Origin of the sequence: Klebsiella sp. S69, assembly GCF_016516145.1 — a bacterium.
GTDB classification, from domain to species: domain Bacteria; phylum Pseudomonadota; class Gammaproteobacteria; order Enterobacterales; family Enterobacteriaceae; genus Klebsiella; species Klebsiella oxytoca.
The window spans coordinates 53,971-75,063 of sequence record NZ_JACVUU010000001.1; the positions used below are offsets into that span (position 1 = coordinate 53,971).

The 21,093-nt window shown below is 59.2% G+C and carries 17 protein-coding genes; 7 read left to right on the plus strand and 10 right to left on the minus strand.

The window, feature by feature from the left end; all coding sequences use genetic code 11:
* Position 1: 1 nt before the first annotated feature.
* Positions 2-1,381, minus strand: a complete 1,380-nt coding sequence (eat, locus tag IAE27_RS00250) for an ethanolamine permease (protein ID WP_004099338.1) — start codon at positions 1,379-1,381, stop codon at positions 2-4.
* A gap of 368 nt (positions 1,382-1,749) precedes the next feature.
* Entirely contained in the window at positions 1,750-3,132 is a 1,383-nt protein-coding gene (locus IAE27_RS00255; RefSeq protein WP_064372938.1) for a glycoside hydrolase family 28 protein, read from the minus strand.
* A 228-nt stretch (positions 3,133-3,360) separates the two neighbouring features.
* Here IAE27_RS00255 and mmuP point away from each other — a divergent pair, with 228 nt between their 5' ends.
* On the plus strand, positions 3,361-4,770 hold the full coding sequence (gene mmuP / locus IAE27_RS00260) for an S-methylmethionine permease (protein ID WP_154022345.1): 1,410 nt from the start codon (positions 3,361-3,363) through the stop codon (positions 4,768-4,770).
* Positions 4,757-5,689, plus strand: coding sequence for a homocysteine S-methyltransferase (gene mmuM, locus IAE27_RS00265; protein ID WP_004110935.1), 933 nt, complete (start codon positions 4,757-4,759; stop codon positions 5,687-5,689). Before mmuP ends, mmuM begins: the two co-directional genes overlap by 14 nt.
* 89 nt (positions 5,690-5,778) lie before the next feature.
* On the opposite strand, the gene fbpC is transcribed toward mmuM, so the two are convergent.
* From fbpC to IAE27_RS00295, 6 genes are all read right to left on the minus strand, one after another.
* Positions 5,779-6,825, minus strand: a complete 1,047-nt coding sequence (gene fbpC / locus IAE27_RS00270; RefSeq protein WP_070557154.1) for a ferric ABC transporter ATP-binding protein — start codon at positions 6,823-6,825, stop codon at positions 5,779-5,781.
* Positions 6,826-6,836: 11 nt separating this feature from the next.
* Positions 6,837-8,915: an ABC transporter permease gene (locus IAE27_RS00275; RefSeq protein ID WP_200091504.1), complete on the minus strand. Its 2,079-nt coding sequence runs from the start codon at positions 8,913-8,915 to the stop codon at positions 6,837-6,839.
* A gap of 69 nt (positions 8,916-8,984) precedes the next feature.
* Entirely contained in the window at positions 8,985-10,016 is a 1,032-nt protein-coding gene (locus IAE27_RS00280) for an ABC transporter substrate-binding protein (RefSeq protein WP_004099345.1), read from the minus strand.
* Entirely contained in the window at positions 10,016-11,335 is a 1,320-nt protein-coding gene (uhpC, locus tag IAE27_RS00285; protein ID WP_224226429.1) for an MFS transporter family glucose-6-phosphate receptor UhpC, read from the minus strand. The genes IAE27_RS00280 and uhpC overlap by 1 nt, the downstream gene beginning before the upstream one ends.
* A gap of 60 nt (positions 11,336-11,395) precedes the next feature.
* Entirely contained in the window at positions 11,396-12,937 is a 1,542-nt protein-coding gene (locus IAE27_RS00290; protein WP_004099347.1) for an MASE1 domain-containing protein, read from the minus strand.
* Positions 12,937-13,566 (minus strand): response regulator transcription factor, encoded by a 630-nt coding sequence (locus IAE27_RS00295; RefSeq protein WP_108704167.1) that lies wholly within the window; start codon positions 13,564-13,566, stop codon positions 12,937-12,939. The genes IAE27_RS00290 and IAE27_RS00295 overlap by 1 nt, the downstream gene beginning before the upstream one ends.
* A gap of 341 nt (positions 13,567-13,907) precedes the next feature.
* Here IAE27_RS00295 and tauA point away from each other — a divergent pair, with 341 nt between their 5' ends.
* From tauA to tauD, 4 genes are read left to right on the plus strand one after another with little or no spacing between them, the layout of a single operon-like run.
* On the plus strand, positions 13,908-14,870 hold the full coding sequence (gene tauA / locus IAE27_RS00300; protein WP_004099349.1) for a taurine ABC transporter substrate-binding protein: 963 nt from the start codon (positions 13,908-13,910) through the stop codon (positions 14,868-14,870).
* Between the two features lie 11 nt (positions 14,871-14,881).
* Entirely contained in the window at positions 14,882-15,649 is a 768-nt protein-coding gene (gene tauB, locus IAE27_RS00305; RefSeq protein WP_016808629.1) for a taurine ABC transporter ATP-binding subunit, read from the plus strand.
* Positions 15,646-16,473, plus strand: coding sequence for a taurine ABC transporter permease TauC (gene tauC, locus IAE27_RS00310; protein ID WP_004099351.1), 828 nt, complete (start codon positions 15,646-15,648; stop codon positions 16,471-16,473). The genes tauB and tauC overlap by 4 nt, the downstream gene beginning before the upstream one ends.
* Positions 16,470-17,321 carry a taurine dioxygenase gene (tauD, locus tag IAE27_RS00315; protein WP_004099353.1) on the plus strand — a complete coding sequence of 284 codons (852 nt, stop codon included), beginning with the start codon at positions 16,470-16,472 and terminating at the stop codon, positions 17,319-17,321. The genes tauC and tauD overlap by 4 nt, the downstream gene beginning before the upstream one ends.
* Positions 17,322-17,453: 132 nt before the next feature.
* Here the strand turns inward: tauD and IAE27_RS00320 are convergent, their stop codons facing one another.
* Positions 17,454-19,172 (minus strand): lysophospholipid acyltransferase family protein, encoded by a 1,719-nt coding sequence (locus IAE27_RS00320; protein ID WP_108704165.1) that lies wholly within the window; start codon positions 19,170-19,172, stop codon positions 17,454-17,456.
* A gap of 243 nt (positions 19,173-19,415) precedes the next feature.
* Here IAE27_RS00320 and IAE27_RS00325 point away from each other — a divergent pair, with 243 nt between their 5' ends.
* Positions 19,416-19,907 carry an REP-associated tyrosine transposase gene (locus tag IAE27_RS00325; protein WP_142475300.1) on the plus strand — a complete coding sequence of 164 codons (492 nt, stop codon included), beginning with the start codon at positions 19,416-19,418 and terminating at the stop codon, positions 19,905-19,907.
* Between the two features lie 112 nt (positions 19,908-20,019).
* Here IAE27_RS00325 and hemB read toward each other — a convergent pair whose 3' ends face one another.
* Positions 20,020-20,994, minus strand: a complete 975-nt coding sequence (gene hemB, locus IAE27_RS00330) for a porphobilinogen synthase (RefSeq protein ID WP_004099358.1) — start codon at positions 20,992-20,994, stop codon at positions 20,020-20,022.
* Between the last annotated feature and the right edge of the window lie 99 nt (positions 20,995-21,093).

A 21,093-nucleotide genomic window follows, 5' to 3' on the forward strand; every position in this document is an offset into this window, starting at 1 on the left:
CTCAGGAGACCGTACGCAGCTGCGGATCCACCGCCGCGCGCTGGCGAGCCGCTGCGGTCTTGCGAAACCACAGGTAGCCGCCGAGCATCATGGCGGCGAAAATCAGCGCCAGCAGCGTGTTGTACCAGACCATCGCCACCAGGCAGAGCACCGCCATGGCCAGCGCGAAGGCCGGCGCCCACGGATAGAGCGGCGCGCGGAACGGTCGAATCAGCTTCGGCTCGCTGCGGCGCAGCTTAAACAGCGCCGCCATCGAGGTGATATACATAACAATAGCGCCAAATACCGACATCGTGACGATACAGGCGGTCAGCGGCATCCCGCTAATGGTGATCAGCGAATCGGAGAAAATGGCGGCGATGCCGACCACGCCCCCGGCGAGGATCGCCAGATGCGGCGTGCGGGTGCGGCGGTTCAGCGTCGCCAGCCCGGCGGGGAGATAGCCCGCGCGCGCCAGAGAGTAAATCTGCCGCGAGTAGCCCATGATAATCCCGTGGAACGAGGCCACCAGGCCAAACAGCCCCAGCCACACCAGCATATGCAGCCAGCCGCTGCTGTTGCCGACCACCATTTTCATCGCCTGCGGTAGCGGGTCGTTGATATTGGCCAGGGTTCGCCAGTCGCCGACGCCGCCGGCAAAGACCATCACGCCTATTGCCAGTACGGTCAGGGTCAGGATGCCGCCGCCCAGCGCCCGGGGAATAGTGCGCTGCGGATCTTTAGCTTCTTCGGCGGCCATCGATGCGCCTTCAATCGCCAGAAAGAACCAGATCGCGAACGGGATGGCGGCAAACATGCCCGGCAGCGCCAGGCCGCTAAAGCTTTCTGCGCCCGCCCAGCCGTTAGCGGTAAAATGGCTCCAGGAGAAGCCCGGTGCGACCACGCCCATAAACACCAGCAGTTCGAAAATCGCTAATAACGTCACCACCAGCTCAAAGGTGGCGGCAATCCCCACGCCGAGAATATTCAGCGTCATAAAGATAATATAGGCGCCGCAGGCCACCCATTTGGGGTCGAGCGCCGGAAACTGCACGTTCAGATAGGCGCCGATGGCCATAGCGATGGCGGGCGGGGCGAAGACGAATTCAATCAGGGTCGCGAAGCCGGCGATAAACCCGCCGGTGGGGCCAAAGGCGCGGTAGGCGTAGGCAAAAGGTCCGCCCGCATGCGGAATGGCGGTGGTCAGCTCGGTGAAGCTAAAAATAAAGGCGCAGTACATCGCGGCGATGGCCAGCGCGACGATCAGAAAGCCCAGCGTCCCGGCCTGGGACCAGCCGTAGCTCCAGCCAAAATACTCCCCGGAAATAACCAGCCCAACGGCGATCCCCCATAAGCGGAAACTGCCGAGCGTTCTTTTAAGCGTTGTGGTTTGCTCTGTCATGTTCGTTGCCTCGCCAGATAAAGATATCGGGAGGGTTGCAAAGAGAATGCCAGGGCATACCACCGATAAACGCGGCGGTTTAAGAACCTATCCCATTAGGGCTATCTTATTTGCCAGTTTGGCCCTGGGCAGTGCTCAGACAATACTCACAGAGTGTTGAACGCCCTTCAGGGCGGCCCGCAGGGGGAGCGTAGCGAATCATCCTCACGTACTACGTGTACGCTCCGGTTCTTGCGCGCTGTCCGTGTGCAAACTGTCTGCAACGATTACGCCTGTTGGGCCAGGCTCTACGCCAACGAGGATCAAAAAAGGGGCAGACCGCGCCCGGCGGAAGAGTCGCCGTGGTGCAGCTGCCCGCAAATGTGGCGTTACTGGTGCACGATGGCGCCAGCGTCTTGTTGAATTACCGGACCTGCTTTCACCTGCAGGTTAAGTCCTTTACTCTCCAGCTCGGCATTGCGAATGCGCAGGCCGCGGTCGGCTTCAATATTGACGTTGCTAAAATGGAAACCGCTGAGCGGCGCTTCCGGGGTACCGATAATATAGGCCGCCGCTTTGCTGTCGCCGGTGGAGGTTAAATTCTCAACGGTGATGTTACTGAAGTGCGGAGTCTTGTATTTATCGAACGGCTGTTTCGGGTCGCTGTCCGGCGGATAGATCTGCTCGCCGAGGGTAAAGCCGCCTGCCTGCAACAGCTTATCGACCTCGGCCTGCACAATCGGCGCGGCTTTGTAATAGGCGGAGAACACCAGCGGCACCTCAACGTTATGCATTCTGGTATTGCGGTAGACGATATTTTTTACCTCGCCGCCTTTGCCACGCGGGCTTTTAATCCGAATGCCGTACATCGAACCTTCGAAGGTATTGTTTTCCACCAGCACGTTATTCACGCCGCCTGCGCTCTCGCTGCCGATGGAGATCCCGCGCCCCTGCTTCAGAGTGTTGTTGGCGATATAGATGTTATCCACCACGCCGTCCGGGAAGCGCGGGTCGGCTTTCTCCGCCTTGATGGCAATATGGTCGTCGTTACAGTCGATATAGTTGTTGGTAATACGGATATTCTGGCTATCGATAGGATCGATGGCGTCGGTGTTCGGCGCATGCCACGGCGAAAGAATACGCGTGCCGTTGATATCGACATCGTGCGCGTAGCGGGTGACCACGTGGAAGCTGGGTGAATGGGTGAGGGTCACGCCGTCGATAAGCACGTTACTGGCGCGGGTGATATAAATCAGCCGCGGCCGGTCGGTACCGCCTTTCTTGCCGGTGGCGCGGATATTTTCCCGCCAGCGTTCCCACCACACTGCGCCCTGGCCGTCGATAGTGCCTTCACCGACGATGGCCACGTTTTGCGCGTCGGCGATGCTAATAAACGGCAGCCAGCCGTTTTCCGCTTCGGCGTATTGCGTTTTATCATCGCCGCGATAGGCAGCCACTTCGGTTGAGGCCACCAGGGTGGCGTCTTTCTCCAGCTTAAGCTGAATATTATTCTTCAGAAACAGCGGGTTGGTGAGGAAATTACCTTTCGGCACCAGCACCGTTCCCCCTCCGGCGGCGGCGCAGTCATCAATCGCTTTTTGAATGGCATCGGTGTTGAGCGCGATTTGCAGCCGATGGCCTTCTGCGCCGTAGTGGGTGATATCACAGACTTTATCGGGAAACTTCACGGAACTCGCGGCCTGAGCGGCGTGCAGCGGTAGAAGGCCGACGGCGGCAGCGGCGGCCCACAGAGGCAAAGCGCGGGGTATCATGGCATTATCCTTTTTGGTTTGTTGTTTTGTAAAATTAGCACCAATGTTTTGATTTAATGAGGGCGGCGATCACGGTTTCTCTTTTGTCGTTATTCTGCCCATAAGTGGCGATGATGATTTGGGCGAATGCATAGATGACAGGCCCGGCGGCTTTGCAATTTGGCGACAGGCGGGGTATAAGGAACCTCTTATCTGGATGTTTAGATGTCTATACGCCCATGGGGTCAAATGCAAACAACACAACAACAACAAGGTGGGCAGCTTAAGCGCACCATGAAGACTCGCCACCTGATCATGCTGTCGCTGGGTGGCGTTATTGGCACAGGGCTATTTTTTAATACCGGCTATATCATCTCCACCACCGGAGCGGCGGGCACGCTGCTGGCCTATCTGATTGGCGCGCTGGTGGTCTGGCTGGTGATGCAGTGTCTGGGCGAACTTTCGGTGGCGATGCCGGAAACCGGGGCGTTTCACGTCTACGCCGCGCGCTATCTCGGCCCGGCGACCGGGTATACCGTCGCCTGGCTCTACTGGCTGACCTGGACCGTCGCGCTTGGCTCAAGCTTCACCGCCGCCGGATTCTGCATGCAGTACTGGTTCCCGCAGGTGCCGGTATGGGCCTGGTGCGTGGTGTTCTGCGCGGTGATTTTCGCGCTCAACGTTATCTCCACCCGCTTCTTTGCCGAAGGTGAATTCTGGTTCTCGCTGGTGAAGGTGGTCACCATTATCGCCTTTATTATTCTCGGCGGGGCGGCGATCTTTGGCATCATTCCGATGCAGGATGGCTCTCCGGCGCCGGGGCTGCGCAATATCACCGCCGAAGGCTGGTTCCCGCACGGCGGTCTGCCGATCCTGATGACCATGGTGGCGGTTAACTTCGCTTTCTCCGGCACCGAGCTTATCGGCATCGCGGCGGGGGAAACGGAGAATCCGCATAAAGTCATTCCGGTGGCCATTCGTACCACCATCGCCCGGCTGATTATCTTTTTCATCGGCACCGTCTTCGTGCTGGCGGCGCTGATCCCGATGCAGCAGGCGGGAGTCGAGAAAAGCCCGTTTGTGCTGGTGTTTGAAAAGGTCGGTATTCCCTACGCGGCGGATATCTTTAACTTTGTGATTCTGACGGCGATTCTGTCGGCGGCCAACTCTGGCCTTTACGCCTCCGGGCGGATGCTGTGGTCGCTCTCCAATGAAAAAACGCTGCCGTCCTGTTTTACCAAATTGACCAGAAACGGGGTGCCGCTGACGGCGATTTCGGTCAGCATGCTCGGCGGCGTGCTGGCGCTCTTCTCCAGCGTCGTGGCACCGGATACGGTGTTTGTCGCGCTGTCGGCGATTTCCGGTTTTGCGGTGGTGGCGGTATGGCTGAGCATCTGCGCCTCGCACTTTATGTTCCGCCGTCGCCATCTGCAGCAGGGGAAGGCGCTAAGCGAACTGCACTATCGCGCGCCGTGGTATCCGCTGGTGCCGGTGCTGGGATTTGTGCTTTGCCTGGTAGCCTGCGTGGGTCTGGCGTTTGACCCGAGTCAGAGGATTGCGCTGTGGTGCGGGATCCCGTTCGTGGCACTGTGTTATGGTGCGTATTATCTGACTCGTTCACGGAAACTCACCCAGGAGCCTCAACATGTCGCAGAATAATCCGTTAACCGCCCTCATTGACGCAAAGCCCTTTATCCTGCTGGACGGCGCGATGGCGACGGAGCTGGAAGCGCGCGGCTGCAATCTTGCCGACAGCCTGTGGTCGGCGAAAGTGCTGGTCGACAACCCGGAGCTTATCCGCGAAGTTCACCTCGACTATTTCCGCGCCGGCGCGCAGGTGGCGATCACCGCCAGCTATCAGGCCACTCCGGCAGGTTTTGCTGCCCTCGGCCTTGATGAAGCGCAGTCGAAAGCGCTGATCGGCAAAAGCGTTGAGCTGGCCCGCAAGGCGCGGGAAGCGTATCTGGCGGAAAACCCGCAGGCGGGCGCGTTGCTGGTTGCCGGTTCGGTCGGACCGTACGGCGCCTTCCTGGCGGACGGCTCGGAGTATCGCGGCGATTATGTCCGCAGCGATGAGGAATTTCAGGCATTTCATCGTCCGCGCGTGGAAGCGCTGCTCGACGCCGGGGCCGATCTGCTGGCCTGTGAAACGATGCCGAATTTCGCCGAGATGAAGGCGCTGGCGGAGCTGCTGACTGCCTATCCGCGCGCGCGGGCATGGTTCTCGTTTACCCTGCGCGATGCGCAGCATCTCAGCGACGGCACGCCGCTGCGGGAAGTGGTTGCCGTGCTGGCAAACTATCCGCAGGTGGTGGCGCTGGGCATTAACTGTATCGCGCTGGAAAACACCACCGCCGCGCTGGCGCATCTGCATAGCCTGACGGCGCTGCCGCTGGTGGTTTATCCTAACTCCGGGGAGCACTATGACGCGGTATCCAAGACCTGGCATCGCCACGGCGAAGCCTGTGCAACGCTGGCGGAATATTTACCCCAGTGGCTGGCGGCGGGCGCGAAGCTGATTGGCGGCTGCTGCCGCACGACGCCGAAGGATATTGCCGAACTGAACGCGCGGCGTTGAGTTTGCGCCGGGTGGCGGCTGATGCCTTACCCGGCTTACAACCTGCACGAATCGTAGGCCGGGTAAGCGTAAGCGCTACCCGGCATCAATCACCCGGCATCCGCTAACACAAACATCCCGTAAGGGTGGATTTCGAGATAATAGTGTTCGCCGACATCCGGCTGCAGCCGCGTCGCGTTCACCTGCAGCAAAATTTCCTGCCCGTGCCACTCTACCGTCACCTCGTACTGCGGTCCCATATAGGCCACGTGGCGAATCGTGCAGCGCTGGCTCTCCTCGCCGCGATCGCTCAGGGTGATCGCCTCCGGGCGCACGCCGACGCTGCCCTCGCCCTGGGCGGCAAAATGCGGCGGCCTCGGCAGCCGATAGCCATAAATATCGACAAAATCCTCGCTAAAGGCGGCCGGGAACAGGTTGGCATCGCCCATAAAGCTCGCCATAAAGCGCGATGCGGGCTGGCGGTAAAGATCCTGCGGCGAGCCGATCTGCATGATATGTCCCTTATTCATCACCAGCACGGTATCGGAAACCGCAAAGGCTTCGCTCTGATCGTGGGTCACGTACAGCGAGGTGATATCAAACTGCTTCTGTAACTCGCGGATCTTATCGCGCATGCTGCGCCGCAGGTTGGCGTCGAGGTTGCTTAAGGGCTCATCAAACAGCAGCACCTTTGGCTTGAGGATCAGGGCGCGCGCCAGCGCCACGCGCTGCTGCTGACCGCCGGAGATCTGATCGACATAGCGATCTTCGAATCCTTCCAGATCCACCATCGCCAGCGCCTCCTTCACCCGCGCTTTCACGTCGCTGCGCGACACGCCGAGCATCTTCAGACCGTAGCCGACGTTGTCCCCCAGCGACATATGCGGAAACAGGGCGTAAGACTGAAATACCATACAGATGTCGCGCTGCTGAATGGAGCGATGAGTAACGTCTTCACCATCGATGAAAATCTGTCCTTCGCTCGGTTTTTCCAGCCCGGCGACCAGGCGCAGAACGGTGGTCTTGCCGCAGCCGGAAGGGCCGAGCAGGGTCACCATTTGTCCCTGAGGGATGGTGAGATTGATATTGTCGATAACCGTGTTGCTGCCGAATCGCTTGGTGACGTTGCGCAGCTCAACAAAATTTTTCTGACTCATAGTGCGCTCCATTACGCCTGGTTTTTGGCTTTTGACCGGGAGATACGCGCTTCCCCGATCAGCCAGTCAAAGATAAAAATAATCGCCAGCATCACGACGATCAGAATCGATCCGTAGGCGATCGCCACGCCGTATTCGCCGTCTTCCACCCGGTTGAGGATATAGGCGGTAGCGACGCGGGTGTCCGGCGTCACGAGGAACACAATGGCGCTGACGGTGGTAATGGCGCGCACAAAGCTGTAGATCAGCGCCGAGAGGATCGCCGGGCGCAGCAGCGGCAGCAGGATATGCGTAATGGTGCGCAGGGAACCCGCGCGCAGACTGAGCGACGCTTCGTCCAGCGATTTGTCGATCTGGCCTAAACCGGCAATACCTGCCCGAATGCCCACCGGCACGTTACGCATGACCATCGAGATAATCACAATCGCCGCCGTTCCGGTGAGGTACACCGGCGCGCTGTTAAAGGCGAGAATATAGGAGACGCCCGCCACGGTGCCCGGCACCGCGAAGCACAGCATGGTGGTGAACTCGATGGTCTTTTTGCCTTTAAACTGCTGTCGCACTACGATCCAGGCGATCAGCAGGCCGAAAGCGGCGGTGATGGGCGCGGCGATCCCGGCGTAAAGCAGAGTATCGAGCAGCGAAGGCCAGGCGCCGTCGCTCATCCCCTGGCCGAACAGCTTGATAAAGTTATCCAGCGTCAGGGTGTAGTCCACGCCCCAGTTAACGGTAAAGCTGCCGTAGAAAATACTGCCGTAGAGCAGGGCGTTGAAGGCGATCCACACCGCCAGAATGGCGATCACGCTCCACACCAGGGTCACCGGCAGCGGCTGCACGTCACCACGGTAGGACTTGCCGGAAACCGTGACGTAAGAGCGCTTGCCGATCCACATATACTGAATGCAGAACACCAGCAGCGAGAACAGCAGCAGGAATGCGCCGAGAGTACTGGCGGCCTGATAATCGAGCTGCGAACCGGTGATATAGAAGTAGATTTGCGTCGCCAGTACGTCGAAGTTGCCGCCGAGCACCAGCGGGTTGCTGAAGTCGGCCAGCGACTGAACGATGACGATTAAAAACGCGTTCGCCAGCGCCGGTTTCAGCAGCGGGACGAAGACGCCGTTGAAGGTCTGCCAGCGGCTGGCGCGCAGGGTGTACGACGCCTCCTCCAGCGACGGATGAATGGTCTTAATCGCGCCGTCGAGGATCATAAACGCCATCGGGGTGAACGCCAGCACCTGCGCCAGCCAGATGCCGGTAAATCCGTACAGCCAGTTGGTGTTGGTTAAGCCAAACCAGTCGACCATCAGTTCGGTGACGTAGCCGGAACGGCCCATCATCAGGGTAACGCCGAGACCGACGACAAACGGCGGGGTGACGATCGGCAGAATCGAGAAAATGCGGCCAATAATCGCGCTGCGCTGGGCGATACGGGTGGTGTAAATCGCCAGCACCAGACCAAAGAAAGTGCAGCCGATGCCTACCGCAATCGACAGGGCGATGGAGTTGAGGATCACCTGGACAATATGCGCCTGCGACAGCACGGCCATAAACGCCAGCGGGGCAAACTCGCCGGCGTCGTTAGTGAACATCGGGATGAAAATAGCGATGCTCGGCCAGACGATAAAGACGCCGATTAACGCCACGATGGTGACCAGCGAACCAATGACAAAGCGGTCGCCCCCCAGCCATTCCAGGCGGGTGAGCGCCAGGGTCATGATGGCCCCCAGCGCGACAAACAGCACGATGGTGGCGTAGCCTAATCCGCGGCCTTCCACGGTGGCGCTGACGACGATAAACGCCATACAGCAGAACGCCCAGCCAGCATCGAGATAGTGGCGGCTGAGCTGCTCCCGCCTGGCTTCCTGAAAGGGACGAATCAGCAGCAGGCTCGGTAACAGATACCACAGCCAGCTGATATTGAACTGTGACCAGCCGTAGGCCGCGAGAATTTCATCGCTCGTGGACTCCAGCAGACCGTAATCCAGGCTCCAGCTCGGCAGCAGGGCAAACGCCAGCCAGCCGAATAAAACCCAAAGGAATATCGCATCCCGCTTTTTTACGGGATGGAGTGCAAGTGTGTGTGACATAAGTTTTCCGGTGTCGTAGGCCGGGTAGGGCAGTGATGCCGCCACCCGGCAAATGAACGCAATGCGGGCTTATTTACCCATCTTCACTTCGCTAACCCATTTATTGATTAGCGCTTTACGCACGTCCGTTGAGCCGTATTTATCCATGTCATAGTTGATGAGCTTCAGGTCGTCGAGCTTCAGCGAGTTCGGCGAGGTGTCGGCGGTAGTGTTGGTCAGGATCTGATAAGACTTGCCTTTCTTCCACGCCAGCTCCTGGGCATCTTTCGACAGCACCCAGTCGACAAACAGTTTGGCGTTGTCGAGGTTGCGCGCGCCCTTCAGGATACTGACGCCGCCAATTTCATAGCCGGTGCCTTCGCACGGCGAGATCAGCTCCAGCGGCGCGCCCTGTTCTTTTTCCAGCGAATAGTCGTGCAGGAAGCCGATGCCGATGGCCGTTTCACCGCGGGCGGCGTTGCGGGCCGGGGCGATACCGGACTTCGTGTACTGGGAGACGTTAGCGTTAAGCTGTTTGAGATAATCGAAAGCCTGATCGTCCCCCCACAGCTGGGCGAAGGTCGCCAGCGCGGTGTAGGCGGTGCCGGAACTCTGCGGGTCGGCAATCTGAATTTCGCCTTTATATTCCGGTTTGGTCAGATCTTTCCAGCATTTCGGCACCGGCAGATTTTTCTCTTTCAGGCGCTGGGTGTTCACGCCGAAGCCGAGTATGCCAACGTACACCGCCGAGGAGTAGTTGCCTTTCAGCTTCGCCGGATCGCGGAACTGCTCCATCACCTGCGCAAGATTGGGCGATTTATAGGGCTGCAGCAGGCCCATTTCACCGGCCTGGGACTGCGGGTCGAGGGTGCCGCCGTACCAGACATCCGCCTGCGGGTTTTTCTTCTCGGCATCGACCTTCGCCAGCGTGCTGCCGGAACCGTTGCGAATAAATGAGGTTTTTACGTCATATTTTTCGCCGAAGGCTTTGGTTTCCGCCTCACACATTTCGTTGGTGGCGCTGCAATAGACCACCAGACGACCTTTGGCGTGCGCCGCGCCGCTTAACGTCGCCAGCGCAATGCCGGAAGCAATCAGGGTAGTGACCAGCGTTTTTTTCATTATTTTATCCTTTGAGCAGCAGAGGTAGTAATGCTCGCCATCAGCAGCGGCATCAGCAATAAACCCATCAGAACTGCGGCGACCGAGAGTAAACTGAACATGCCCGACCAGCCGTAGCGTTCAATGACCAGCGATAGAGGCCAGCCCGCCAGCGCTGCCCCCAGATAGGCGAACAGGCCAAGAAATCCGGTAATTGAACCCGCCGCCGCTTTGTGTCCGCACTCCACCGCCGCGAGGCCAATCAGCATTTGTGGGCCAAAAACGAAGAAGCCCACCGTAAAGAAACACACCGCCAGCAGCGCGTAGTGATGGACCGGCGCCAGCCAAAGCGCGGCGACGGAGACCATCAACCCCAGCGTGAACAGTAAAATCATCGGCGCCCGCTGGCCGCTGAACAGCAGATCCGAGCCCCATCCGGCGAACAACGCCCCGAGCAGACCGCCCGCTTCAAACAGCATCACCGTGGCGTTGGCGCTGAGCAGATTGACGCCGTGGCTCTCCGTCAGCCAGATGTTGCCCCAGTCGTTGAGCGCGATGCGGATCAGATAGACCAGCACGTAAGAGACGCCCAGCAGCCAGATCATCGGATTCTTCAGCATCGTGGTGCGCAGCATCTGCCATAGCCCCATCGGCGGGCTTTGCTGCTCCTGGCGCAGCTCCAGCGGGTCGTTACGCCAGCGGCCTACTGACGGCAATCCCTCTTCGCGGGGCGTTCCTTTCAGGTGCAGCGTTAACCAGATGCCTGATGCCATGCTGATCGTCCCCGGTGCCAGCATCGCCGCCTGCCAGCCCCACCAGTGGGCGGCAAAGGCGCTAATCAGCGGGATAATCGCCCCGCCGATATTGATCGACATATTCCAGCAGCCCCACCAGAAGCCGCGTTCGTTGCGCGAGTACCAGTGGGTCAGCAGGCGGGCGCAGGGAGGCCAGCCCCAGCCCTGAAAAAATCCGTTCAGCGTCCAGACCGCCAGCAGCAGCGTCAGCGATTCGCCGAAGGCGAACACCACGTTCAGCAGACCGGTGGCGAACAGGCCCACGCCCATAAACCAGCGCTGCCCGTGGCTGTCGTGCCACAGTCCGGCGGTAAACTTCGACAGACCGTAGGTCAGGTAAAACAGCGATCCCAGCAGGCCGATATCGCCTTTATCCAGACCCAGATCCGTTTGCAGCGCCGGCAATACGTAGTTGACGCTTTTGCGCGTCAGGTAAAACGCCGCATATCCGATGACCATGTACATCAGCAGCTGCGGACGCAGCGTCCGGTAATGTTGATTAATGTCGGTTGCTGAGCGCATCGCCGTCTCCGTTTTGCTGACTATATGAAAGTGAAATCGAAAGGGGATGAGAGAAAGTCCGGAGTGACTAAGACTTTTTCCTGGTTAGCCGGCTGTTTGTTGCAAATTTGTGGGCAAGTTAACAATTACCCGCGTCCCATGCTGCGACTCCAGGGTCAGCTCTCCGCCCAGGGCGCTGACCCGTTCACGCATGCCCTGAATGCCGAAGCCGGCCATTTTGTCGGGGCTGATACCGATGCCGTTGTCCTTGACCTCCAGGCGCAGCAGCGTCCCCTGCTGATACAGAGCAATGGCAACCTCGCTGGCGTCGGCGTGTTTACAGACGTTGTTAAGCAGCTCCTGTAGCAGCCGATAGAGGGTAAAACGTACCGTTTCGCTCTCCGGCGTGGCGGTGAGCCGGTAGTCAAAGCGGCAGCGGATACCGCGCTCGGCAAAGGCAAACTCATTGAGCAAATGGTGCAGCGCCTCTTTAAACGACAGTTCATCAAGGGCCGGGGGGCGTAGCTGGCGCAGCAGCTGGCGGGTAGAGTGGTGAATACGCCGGGCGAGATCGTTAATCTGGCTGGCGGCGGCCTGGGTTTGCGCCGGATCGCGCGCTCGCTTCACCAGCTGCGACTGGATCTGAATGGCGGTAATATTCTGGCCGATTTCGTCGTGCAGCTCGCGCGCCAGGCTTTTGCGCGTATCCTCTTCGGTATGGATCAGCTTTTCGGTTAGCGCCCGCCGCGCCGCCAGCTCCGCCTCCAGCCGCTGACGATAGTGGTGCAGGTTTTGCGCCAGGTGCTGCTGGCGACTGATGGCAATCCCCAGCCCGATACCGAGCAGCGCCTGGGTCGCCAGAAAAATCTCCAGCTCCACCAGGTTGCTGAATCCGACGCCAACCTGGCGGGCGATGGTGATCATCATGCTGCCCAGCAGACCGGAGAGAACGCCGCCCTGCCAGCCGAACTTCCACGCCATCACCACGTTGGGCAGAAACACCACAATTAACAGCAGACGCTCGATTTCCGGCGACAGAACCATTTGGGTGCCGATGCCAATAATAAAGAACAGGCTGCACCAGATGATCAATGAGGTGCGCAGCGGCGGATTATTGGTATCCAGCCCCAGCAGGTGGTAGCGGTGCTGCTGGCGCAGGAATTCAAAAATCAGATAGACAAACGGCGTCAGCAGCACCCCGCCGGTAAACGAGGCCAGACCGAGCATCATCGCCGGACTTTTCACAAACGGCGAGAGCAGGGCGGTGTTGAGCAGCGCGCTGGCGGTGACCGTGGCCAGCAGCAGCGTCAGCCGCTGCCAGTAAAGGGGGAAGCGGTGCCAGAACTGTTGGGCGATGCCGGCGGGAAGCAGGCCGATCAACGGCGCGGCCAGCAGAATATAGCCGTTCAGCAGCTGTTCGCCGTGCAGCCAGAACAGCATCAACACGGGAGGCAGCACCAGCGCGGGCCAGTAGCGGCGCGAAAGCAGGATCAGCAGCGCCAGATAGACGCCGTGAGGCAGGAACAGCGCCGCCTGCTGGCCGTTATGGGTCAGGTAAAACCCGAGCGTCCACAGCATCAGCCAACCGCTTCCCCAGGCCAGCACGATGAACAGCGAGATGACGCTGTGACGAAGGCTGCGCGACATTAATGACCCGCCAGCAGCTGGTGGTCGAGGGCGAAATGGACCAGATCAATGGTGCTGTGGCACTGCAGTTTGCCCAGCACGTTGGCGCGATGAACGTGCACCGTCTTGTGGCTGAGATCGAGCTTGAAGGCGATTTCCTTGACGCTGTCGCCTTTAACGAGCAAATCAAACACTTCGCGTTCACGCGGGGTGAGTACCTCGAGCACCTGCGCCGGTTGCTCTCCGCCGCGTAGCGCCCGCAGGGCATCGGCGCACAGGTAGTGTCCACCCATACCGACGGAACGCACCGCCTGCACGAGTTCCTCCGGGCCGCAGCGTTTGGTCAGATAGCCGCTGGCGCCGGCATCAAGGGCGCTCTGCACGAAGGCCGGGGTGTCGTAAATGCTGAGAATAATGGCGCGAAACTGCGGCTTTTGCGCGCGCAGGCGCTTTAGCAGGCTCAGGCCGTTCTCATCCGGCATGGCGATATCCATGACCGCCACGTTGACGTCGTCGCGCAATAATGCCGGCCAGGCTTCCGCCGCGTTGCTGAACTGGCCAACCACCTCGAGATCCTCTTCGAGGCTGAGTAACTGCGCAAAGCCTGAACGCACCACCACATGGTCATCGACCAGCACCACTCGAATCATGTTTCTTCTCTCTTAGCGCATCATGGTTCTATGATGCCTGCCGCCGCTGCGCTGGCAATCAATCAGGCGCAGTTATGCAATGAATGTAACAAAATCGCAATACACTTCATCCTTCAAGCTGCCTCTTTGTTGGCTTCGTTTGCCCGCCCCGGTCACTGACTTATGTCAGCTCCCGGGGACGAACAACCTTGCCGCCTCGATGCAGCATGAATGATTTTGTGTATAAGCATTGCCGATTTTTTTCTAAAAACGCTTTGTTCTTAGCAAGAATTTTTAATTACTTCATCAAACGCATCGCGCCGGAAATACTGCACCCATAACAACTATGGGAAGCAGACACTATGGCACTATCATCGCGTATCACACTCATTGCCGCGCTGGCGCTGGCGGCATTCCAGGCCCAGGCGGTGAACGTCACCGTGGCGTATCAGACCTCCGCCGAACCGGCGAAAGTCGCCCAGGCGGACAACACCTTCGCCAAAGCGAGCGGGGCGACCGTCGACTGGCGCAAGTTTGACAGCGGCGCGAGCATCGTGCGGGCGCTGGCTTCCGGCGACGTGCAGATCGGCAACCTCGGCTCCAGCCCGCTGGCGGTCGCCGCCACCCAGCAGGTGCCGATTGAAGTCTTTCTGCTGGCCTCAAAGCTCGGTAACTCCGAAGCGCTGGTGGTCAAAAAGAGCATCACCAAACCGCAGGATCTGATTGGCAAACGCATCGCCGTGCCATTTATCTCTACGACTCACTACAGCCTGCTGTCGGCGCTGAAGCACTGGGGGATTAAACCGGGGCAGGTGCAGATCCTCAACCTGCAGCCGCCGGCGATTATTGCCGCCTGGCAGCGCGGCGACATTGACGGCGCCTACGTCTGGGCGCCGGCGGTCAACGCGCTGGAAAAAGACGGCACGGTTCTCACCGACTCGTCGCAGGTGGGGGAGTGGGGCGCGCCGACGCTGGACGTGTGGGTGGTGCGCAAAGACTTTGCCGAAAAGCATCCTGATATTGTCAAAGCCTTCGCCAAAAGCGCCATTGACGCGCAGCAGCCCTATATCGCCAACCCGGATGAGTGGCTGAAGCAGCCGGAAAACATCAGCAAGCTGGCGCGCCTGAGCGGCGTACCGGAAGCCGACGTGCCGGGGCTGGTGAAAGGCAATACCTATCTGACCGCCGCCCAGCAGGCGCAGGAGCTGAACGGGCCGGTGAATAAAGCCATCATCGACACCGCTAAATTCCTGAAAGAGCAGGGTAAAGTCCCCGCAGCGGGAAGCGACTACAGCCAGTACGTTACCGACCGTTTTGTGAAGTAAAGGAGGTCATGATGCTGCAAATCTCGCATCTTTCCGCCGACTACGGCGGTAAACCAGCGCTGGCGGATATCAACCTGACGCTGGACAGCGGTGAACTGCTGGTGGTCCTCGGGCCTTCCGGCTGCGGTAAAACCACGCTGCTGAACCTGATTGCCGGATTCGTGCCTTATCAGCACGGCAGCATCACTCTTGAAGGCAGGCGGGTTGAAGGGCCGGGAGCCGATCGCGGCGTGGTCTTTCAGAATGAAGGGCTGCTGCCGTGGCGCAATGTGCAGGATAACGTTGCGCTCGGGCTACAGCTGGCGGGCGTCGACAAAACGCAGCGCCGGGCAACCGCCGCGCGGATGCTGAAAAAAGTCGGCCTCGAAGGGGCGGAAAAGCGCTTTATCTGGCAGCTTTCCGGCGGCCAGCGTCAGCGGGTGGGCATTGCCCGCGCGCTGGCGGCCAATCCGCAGCTGCTGCTTCTCGACGAGCCGTTTGGTGCGCTGGATGCCTTTACCCGCGAGCAGATGCAAACCCTGCTGCTCAGCCTGTGGCATGAGACCGGCAAGAAGGTACTGCTGATCACTCACGATATCGAAGAGGCGGTGTTTATGGCCACCGAGCTGATACTGCTTTCGCCGGGGCCGGGCCGGGTGCTCGAACGGCTGCCGCTCGATTTTGGCCGCCGCTTTGTGGCCGGCGAATCCTGCCGCAGCATTAAATCGGACCCGCGGTTTATCGAACAGCGCGAGTACGTCCTCAGCCGGGTATTTGAACAACGGGAGGCTTTCTCATGAGCGTGGTCATCAATGATAAACCGCGTCAGCGTAGGCTGAAGTGGCGCTGGCCGTTCTCGCGTCAGCTCACTCTCAGCGCGGCGACCCTGGCGGTACTGCTGGCTATCTGGTGGGCCGTTGCCGCCCTGCAGCTGATTAGCCCGCTGTTTCTACCGCCGCCGGGGCAGGTATTGCAGAAACTTATCACTATTGCCGGTCCGCAGGGTTTTATGGACGCCACCCTCTGGCAGCACCTGGCGGCGAGCCTGACGCGTATCGTTATCGCGCTGCTGGCGGCGGTACTGCTCGGCGTGCCGGTCGGGATCGCCATGGGGCTGAGCCCCACGGTACGCGGGATCCTCGACCCGCTGATCGAGCTATATCGCCCGGTGCCGCCGCTGGCCTATTTACCGCTGATGGTGATCTGGTTCGGCATCGGCGAGACCTCGAAGATCCTGTTGATCTACCTGGCGATATTCGCGCCGGTGGCGATGTCGGCGCTGGCGGGCGTAAAGAGCGCCCAGCAGGTGCGCATTCGCGCCGCGCAATCTTTAGGGGCCAGCCGGGCGCAGGTGCTGTGGCTGGTGATCCTGCCCGGCGCGCTGCCGGAGATCCTCACCGGCCTGCGCATTGGGCTCGGCGTGGGTTGGTCGACGCTAGTGGCCGCGGAGCTGATTGCCGCCACCCGCGGGTTAGGTTTTATGGTGCAGTCCGCCGGTGAGTTCCTCGCCACCGACGTGGTGCTGGCCGGGATCGCGGTGATTGCCATCATCGCCTTTTTACTGGAACTGGGGCTGCGCGCGCTGCAGCGTCGACTGACGCCCTGGCATGGAGAAGTACAATGAGCGAACGTTTAAGCATTACCCCGCTGGGGCCGTATATTGGCGCGCAGGTATCCGGCGTCGATATTACCCGCCCGCTGAGCGACAACCAGTTTGAGCAGCTGTATCACGCGGTGCTGCGTCACCAGGTGGTGTTCCTGCGCGAGCAGAATATCACTCCCGAACAGCAGCGGGATCTCGCCCTGCGCTTTGGCGACCTGCATATTCATCCGGTCTATCCGCACGCGCCCGGCGTCGATGAGATTATCGTGCTTGATACCCACGACGATAACCCGCCGGATAACGATAACTGGCACACCGATGTCACCTTCATTGAGACGCCGCCCGCCGGGGCGATCCTCGCGGCAAAAGAGCTGCCGTCAACCGGCGGCGACACCCTGTGGACCAGCGGCATTGCGGCCTATGAGGCGCTCTCCGGGCCTTTACGCCAGCTGTTAAGCGGCCTGCACGCGGAGCATGATTTTCGCAAATCGTTTCAGGAGTATAAATATCGTAAAAGCGAAGAGGAGCATCAGCGCTGGCTGGAGGCGGTCGCGAAAAATCCGCCGCTGCTACATCCGGTAGTGCGCACCCATCCGGTGACCGGTAAACAGGCGCTGTTTGTCAATGAGGGCTTTACCACCCGCATCGTTGACGTCACGGAGAAAGAGAGCGAGGCGCTGCTCGGCTTCCTGTTTGCTCACGTCACTAAACCGGACTTTCAGGTGCGCTGGCGCTGGCAGCCGAACGACGTGGCGATTTGGGATAACCGCGTCACCCAGCACTACGCCAACGCCGATTATCTGCCGCAGCGGCGCATTATGCACCGGGCGACGATTCTCGGGGACAAGCCGTATTACCGGGCTGGTTAATTTCTATAGCCCGGCTTAGGCGCAATGTGCCATAAGCCGGGAAACAACCTACGATAAACGCACCGCAGCATAGTACGCGTGTAGCGCGTGTAGCCCGGACAGGCGCAACGCGCCGCCTCCGGGAAAAGGCTTTTATGCCGATTTTTGCGCGTCCAGATGTACCTCAATATAGCGCTGATAGCGGTTGGCCTTCAGATAGGTCAAATCTACCAGCACCAGCCCATCCACGCAGTTGTTGAAATCCGGGTCGCTGCCGAAATCGATAAACTGCACGCCGCCCGGCTCGCAGACTTCCGAGTACTGCTTATACAGCGGCGGGATCGCGCAGCCGAGGTTGCCGAGCAGGGACTTTAGCCGCGCCAGGTCGTCGTTGTAATCTTCTCCGCCAAACTGGGCCAGAACATCGGGCAGCGAGGCCGGATAAGGACGCCGCGACTCTGCCAGCGGATGCGTCGCCGGGAACCACAGCCGATAAAAAGCCACCAGCAGATCGCGCGCCGACGGCGGTAGCCCGCCGGAAATCGACACCGGGCCGAACAGATAGCGATAGTGCGGATAGCGCGCCAGATACGCGCCAATGCCGGACCACAGGTAGTCCAGCCCGCGGCGGCCCCAGTAACGCGGCTGGATAAAACTGCGACCCAGTTCAATGCCGTGTTGCAGAATATCGTCCATGCGCGCGTCGTAATGAAACAGGCTGTAGCTGTAGATGCCGTTCAGGCCGTGCTTTTCCAGCTGTATTGCGGTTGGCATAAAACGGTAAGCGCCGACGATCTCAAGATCTTCCTCATCCCACAGAATCAGCTGCAGATAGTCGTCGTCATAAACGTCAACGTCGCGACGTTTGCCGCTGCCTTCCCCCACCGCGCGGAAGGCGATTTCCCGCAGACGGCCCAGCTCGCGCAGTATCGGCGCATCTTCCTGGCCGCGGCGCTGCCAGAGATAGATGACTTTACCATCCGCTGTGCGTCCCAGCGTTTCAGCCTTCCCCAGCTCGCGCTTGAGCAGGGCGCGGTCTTCGGGACGGGCGATAGCGCTTTCGGTTTTGAATATACCCGGCAGCCCTTTGCCGAGTAGCTCCAGGTGGCGATAGCAGCGCTCGGTCAGTTCCCGAGAAGAGCTTTGCGGATTGAACCAGTTTGACCAGGTTATCTGTTGACCAATATTCACCGGCAGGCTGCTGTTGCGGCGACGGAACATTTGCTGCATCAGCAGCAGTAACGGCAGATTCTCGGACATCAGGGTACTGGCGTAAAACAGCGCGCTGTTGCGCGCGCGGATCCACACTGGCAGCAGCGGGGCGCGGTATTTCGCCGCCAGCTTAATAAATCCGGAGTGCCATTTTTTATCACGAATACCGCGCCGGGTGAGGCGTGAAACTTCGCCGGCCGGGAAGAAAATCAGCACGCCGCCGTTTTGCAACTGCTGGTCCATCTGCTGCAACGCCGCTTTGGCGGTACGGCCATTGATATTATCGACCGGAATAAACAGCGAACTCAGCGGTTCAAGGTGAGTCAGCATGCGGTTGGTGACCACTTTGACGTCGCGGCGCACGCGGGACACCGCATAGAGCAGGGCCAGGCCGTCAAGCGTACCGGTGGGGTGGTTGGCGATGATGACCAGCGGACCATGTTCGGGGATTTGTTCGAGATCGTGCGCCGGGATAGCGCAGCGGATATTAAGATGTTCGAGCACCTGTTCGACCGTATCCAGTCCTTTCAGGTGATGATGACGCGCGGCAAACTGCTGAAACTCTTCCTCATGCAGGAGCTTTTTCAGCACCTTTTTCTGCCAGAGCGCTGGCTTTGCCTGAGGCCACAGGTCATCGATGACATTGTCGAGACTAAACATAGCGGCACCTCCTCCGTCCTGCCCAGACAGTAGAAGGCGCAGATGTCGTTCAGATTACAGTTGAGTGAAGATTTGGGATTGGCGGGAGCGGGTAGCCCGGACAGGCGCGCAGCGCCGCCTCCGGGAAGGCCACAGGTGAAAAGTTGCGAGCGCTTTTCCAGATTGATCTCCGGTTTCTTGCCTTTCGGTCTCCCCCTCTTTTAACCTGGGGAACAGGCAAATATCTTCAGCAGGGAGCATCCGATGGTCGATTATCGTCGTTATTTCCTCAAGGGTGGGAGCTGGTTTTTCACCGTCAATTTACGCGACAGAGAGAGTCGATTTCTGGTTCAGCATATTGATGCGTTACGACAGGCGGTGGCAATAGTCCACAAACAGAAACCTTTTCATATTGATGCCTGGGTGGTGCTCCCCGAACACCTTCATTGCATCTGGACCTTACCTGACAACGACAGCGATTTTCCATCGCGCTGGAGAGCAATTAAAAAGCATTTTTCAGGTTTAACAGGCGCGCATAACGTGTGGCAACCGAGATATTGGGAACACGCCATTCGCAACCAGAAGGATTACCGAAGCCATGTTGATTATATTTATATCAATCCGATTAAGCACGGGTGGGTAAGGCAGGTACGGGATTGGCCCTATTCAACCTTTCATCGCGATGTAAGCCGTAGTTTGTATCCTGTTGATTGGGGTGGGGAAGTGAAGGAATTATTGTGCGGCGAGCGTTATTAAAATGACTTCCCGGAGGCGGCGCGCTGCGCCTGTCCGGGCTACCAACCCACAGATAGCTGTGAGCCTGTAGCCCGGTCGTACAGCCGCCACTGGGGAGGCAGTAATAGCCGAATTAACGCAGGATTTTCTTTTCGGCCAGATCGAGGGCGAAATAGCTGAAGATCAGATCTGCGCCGGCGCGCTTGATTGCGCCGAGACTTTCCAGCACCACTTTCTCTTCATCGATAGCGCCAGCCTGGGCGGCGAACTTAATCATCGCGTATTCACCGCTCACCTGGTACGCGCCGATCGGCAGGTTGGTGCGCTCGCGCAGATCGCGCAGGATATCAAGATAGGGACCCGCCGGTTTGACCATCAGGCAGTCGGCGCCCTGGGCTTCGTCCAGCAGCGATTCACGAATCGCTTCGCGGCGGTTCATCGGGCTCATCTGATAGGTTTTACGATCGCCTTTCAGCGCGGTACCCGCGGCTTCGCGGAACGGGCCATAGAACGATGAAGCGAATTTGGTGGAGTAGGACATAATCGCCGTATCGGTAAATCCGGCGGCGTCCAGCGCCTGGCGAATAGCCTGCACCTGGCCATCCATCGCGGCGGAAGGCGCGATAAAATCTGCGCCTGCGGCAGCGGCGACCACCGCCTGCTTGCCGAGATTCTCAAGGGTTTTGTCGTTATCCACGCCGTGATCGCACAGCACACCGCAGTGGCCGTGGGAGGTGTATTCGCAGAAGCAGGTGTCGGACATGACGATCATCTCCGGCACCGCCTCTTTACAGATGCGGGACATGCGCGCCACCAGGCCGTTTTCGTTCCAGGTATCGCTGCCAACGGCATCGGTATGATGGGAAATGCCGAAGGTCATCACCGAACGGATGCCGGCGTTGGCAATGCGCTCGATTTCGCGCGCCAGGTGTTTTTCCGGAATACGCATCACGCCGGGCATGGCTTCAATGGCCGTGTAATCGTCGATTTCTTCTTCAACAAAGATCGGCAACACCAGGTCGTTCAAACTCAGTGTTGTCTCTTCAAACATGGCACGTAGCGAAGCGGACTTGCGCAGGCGGCGTGGGCGAGTGATTAAATCTGTCATGGTTTGCCTGATTTTGTGAAATGAAAAAAGTGAGTTTACCTCAATTGGCGGCGGGATGTTTCGCCAAAACGATCCTTATCAATCGTCGGCAAAACATCC

Coding starts and splice junctions, on each gene's coding strand:
- tauB (WP_016808629.1), top strand. CDS start 14,882: ATGCTGCAAATCTCGCATCTTTCCGCCGACTACGGCGGTAAACCAGCG.
- tauA (WP_004099349.1), top strand. CDS start 13,908: ATGGCACTATCATCGCGTATCACACTCATTGCCGCGCTGGCGCTGGCG.
- hemB (WP_004099358.1), bottom strand. CDS start 20,994: ATGACAGATTTAATCACTCGCCCACGCCGCCTGCGCAAGTCCGCTTCG.
- mmuP (WP_154022345.1), top strand. CDS start 3,361: ATGCAAACAACACAACAACAACAAGGTGGGCAGCTTAAGCGCACCATG.
- IAE27_RS00280 (WP_004099345.1), bottom strand. CDS start 10,016: ATGAAAAAAACGCTGGTCACTACCCTGATTGCTTCCGGCATTGCGCTG.
- fbpC (WP_070557154.1), bottom strand. CDS start 6,825: ATGAGTCAGAAAAATTTTGTTGAGCTGCGCAACGTCACCAAGCGATTC.
- IAE27_RS00290 (WP_004099347.1), bottom strand. CDS start 12,937: ATGTCGCGCAGCCTTCGTCACAGCGTCATCTCGCTGTTCATCGTGCTG.
- IAE27_RS00320 (WP_108704165.1), bottom strand. CDS start 19,172: ATGTTTAGTCTCGACAATGTCATCGATGACCTGTGGCCTCAGGCAAAG.
- eat (WP_004099338.1), bottom strand. CDS start 1,381: ATGACAGAGCAAACCACAACGCTTAAAAGAACGCTCGGCAGTTTCCGC.
- mmuM (WP_004110935.1), top strand. CDS start 4,757: ATGTCGCAGAATAATCCGTTAACCGCCCTCATTGACGCAAAGCCCTTT.
- tauD (WP_004099353.1), top strand. CDS start 16,470: ATGAGCGAACGTTTAAGCATTACCCCGCTGGGGCCGTATATTGGCGCG.
- IAE27_RS00325 (WP_142475300.1), top strand. CDS start 19,416: ATGGTCGATTATCGTCGTTATTTCCTCAAGGGTGGGAGCTGGTTTTTC.
- IAE27_RS00295 (WP_108704167.1), bottom strand. CDS start 13,566: ATGATTCGAGTGGTGCTGGTCGATGACCATGTGGTGGTGCGTTCAGGC.
- IAE27_RS00275 (WP_200091504.1), bottom strand. CDS start 8,915: ATGTCACACACACTTGCACTCCATCCCGTAAAAAAGCGGGATGCGATA.
- tauC (WP_004099351.1), top strand. CDS start 15,646: ATGAGCGTGGTCATCAATGATAAACCGCGTCAGCGTAGGCTGAAGTGG.
- IAE27_RS00255 (WP_064372938.1), bottom strand. CDS start 3,132: ATGATACCCCGCGCTTTGCCTCTGTGGGCCGCCGCTGCCGCCGTCGGC.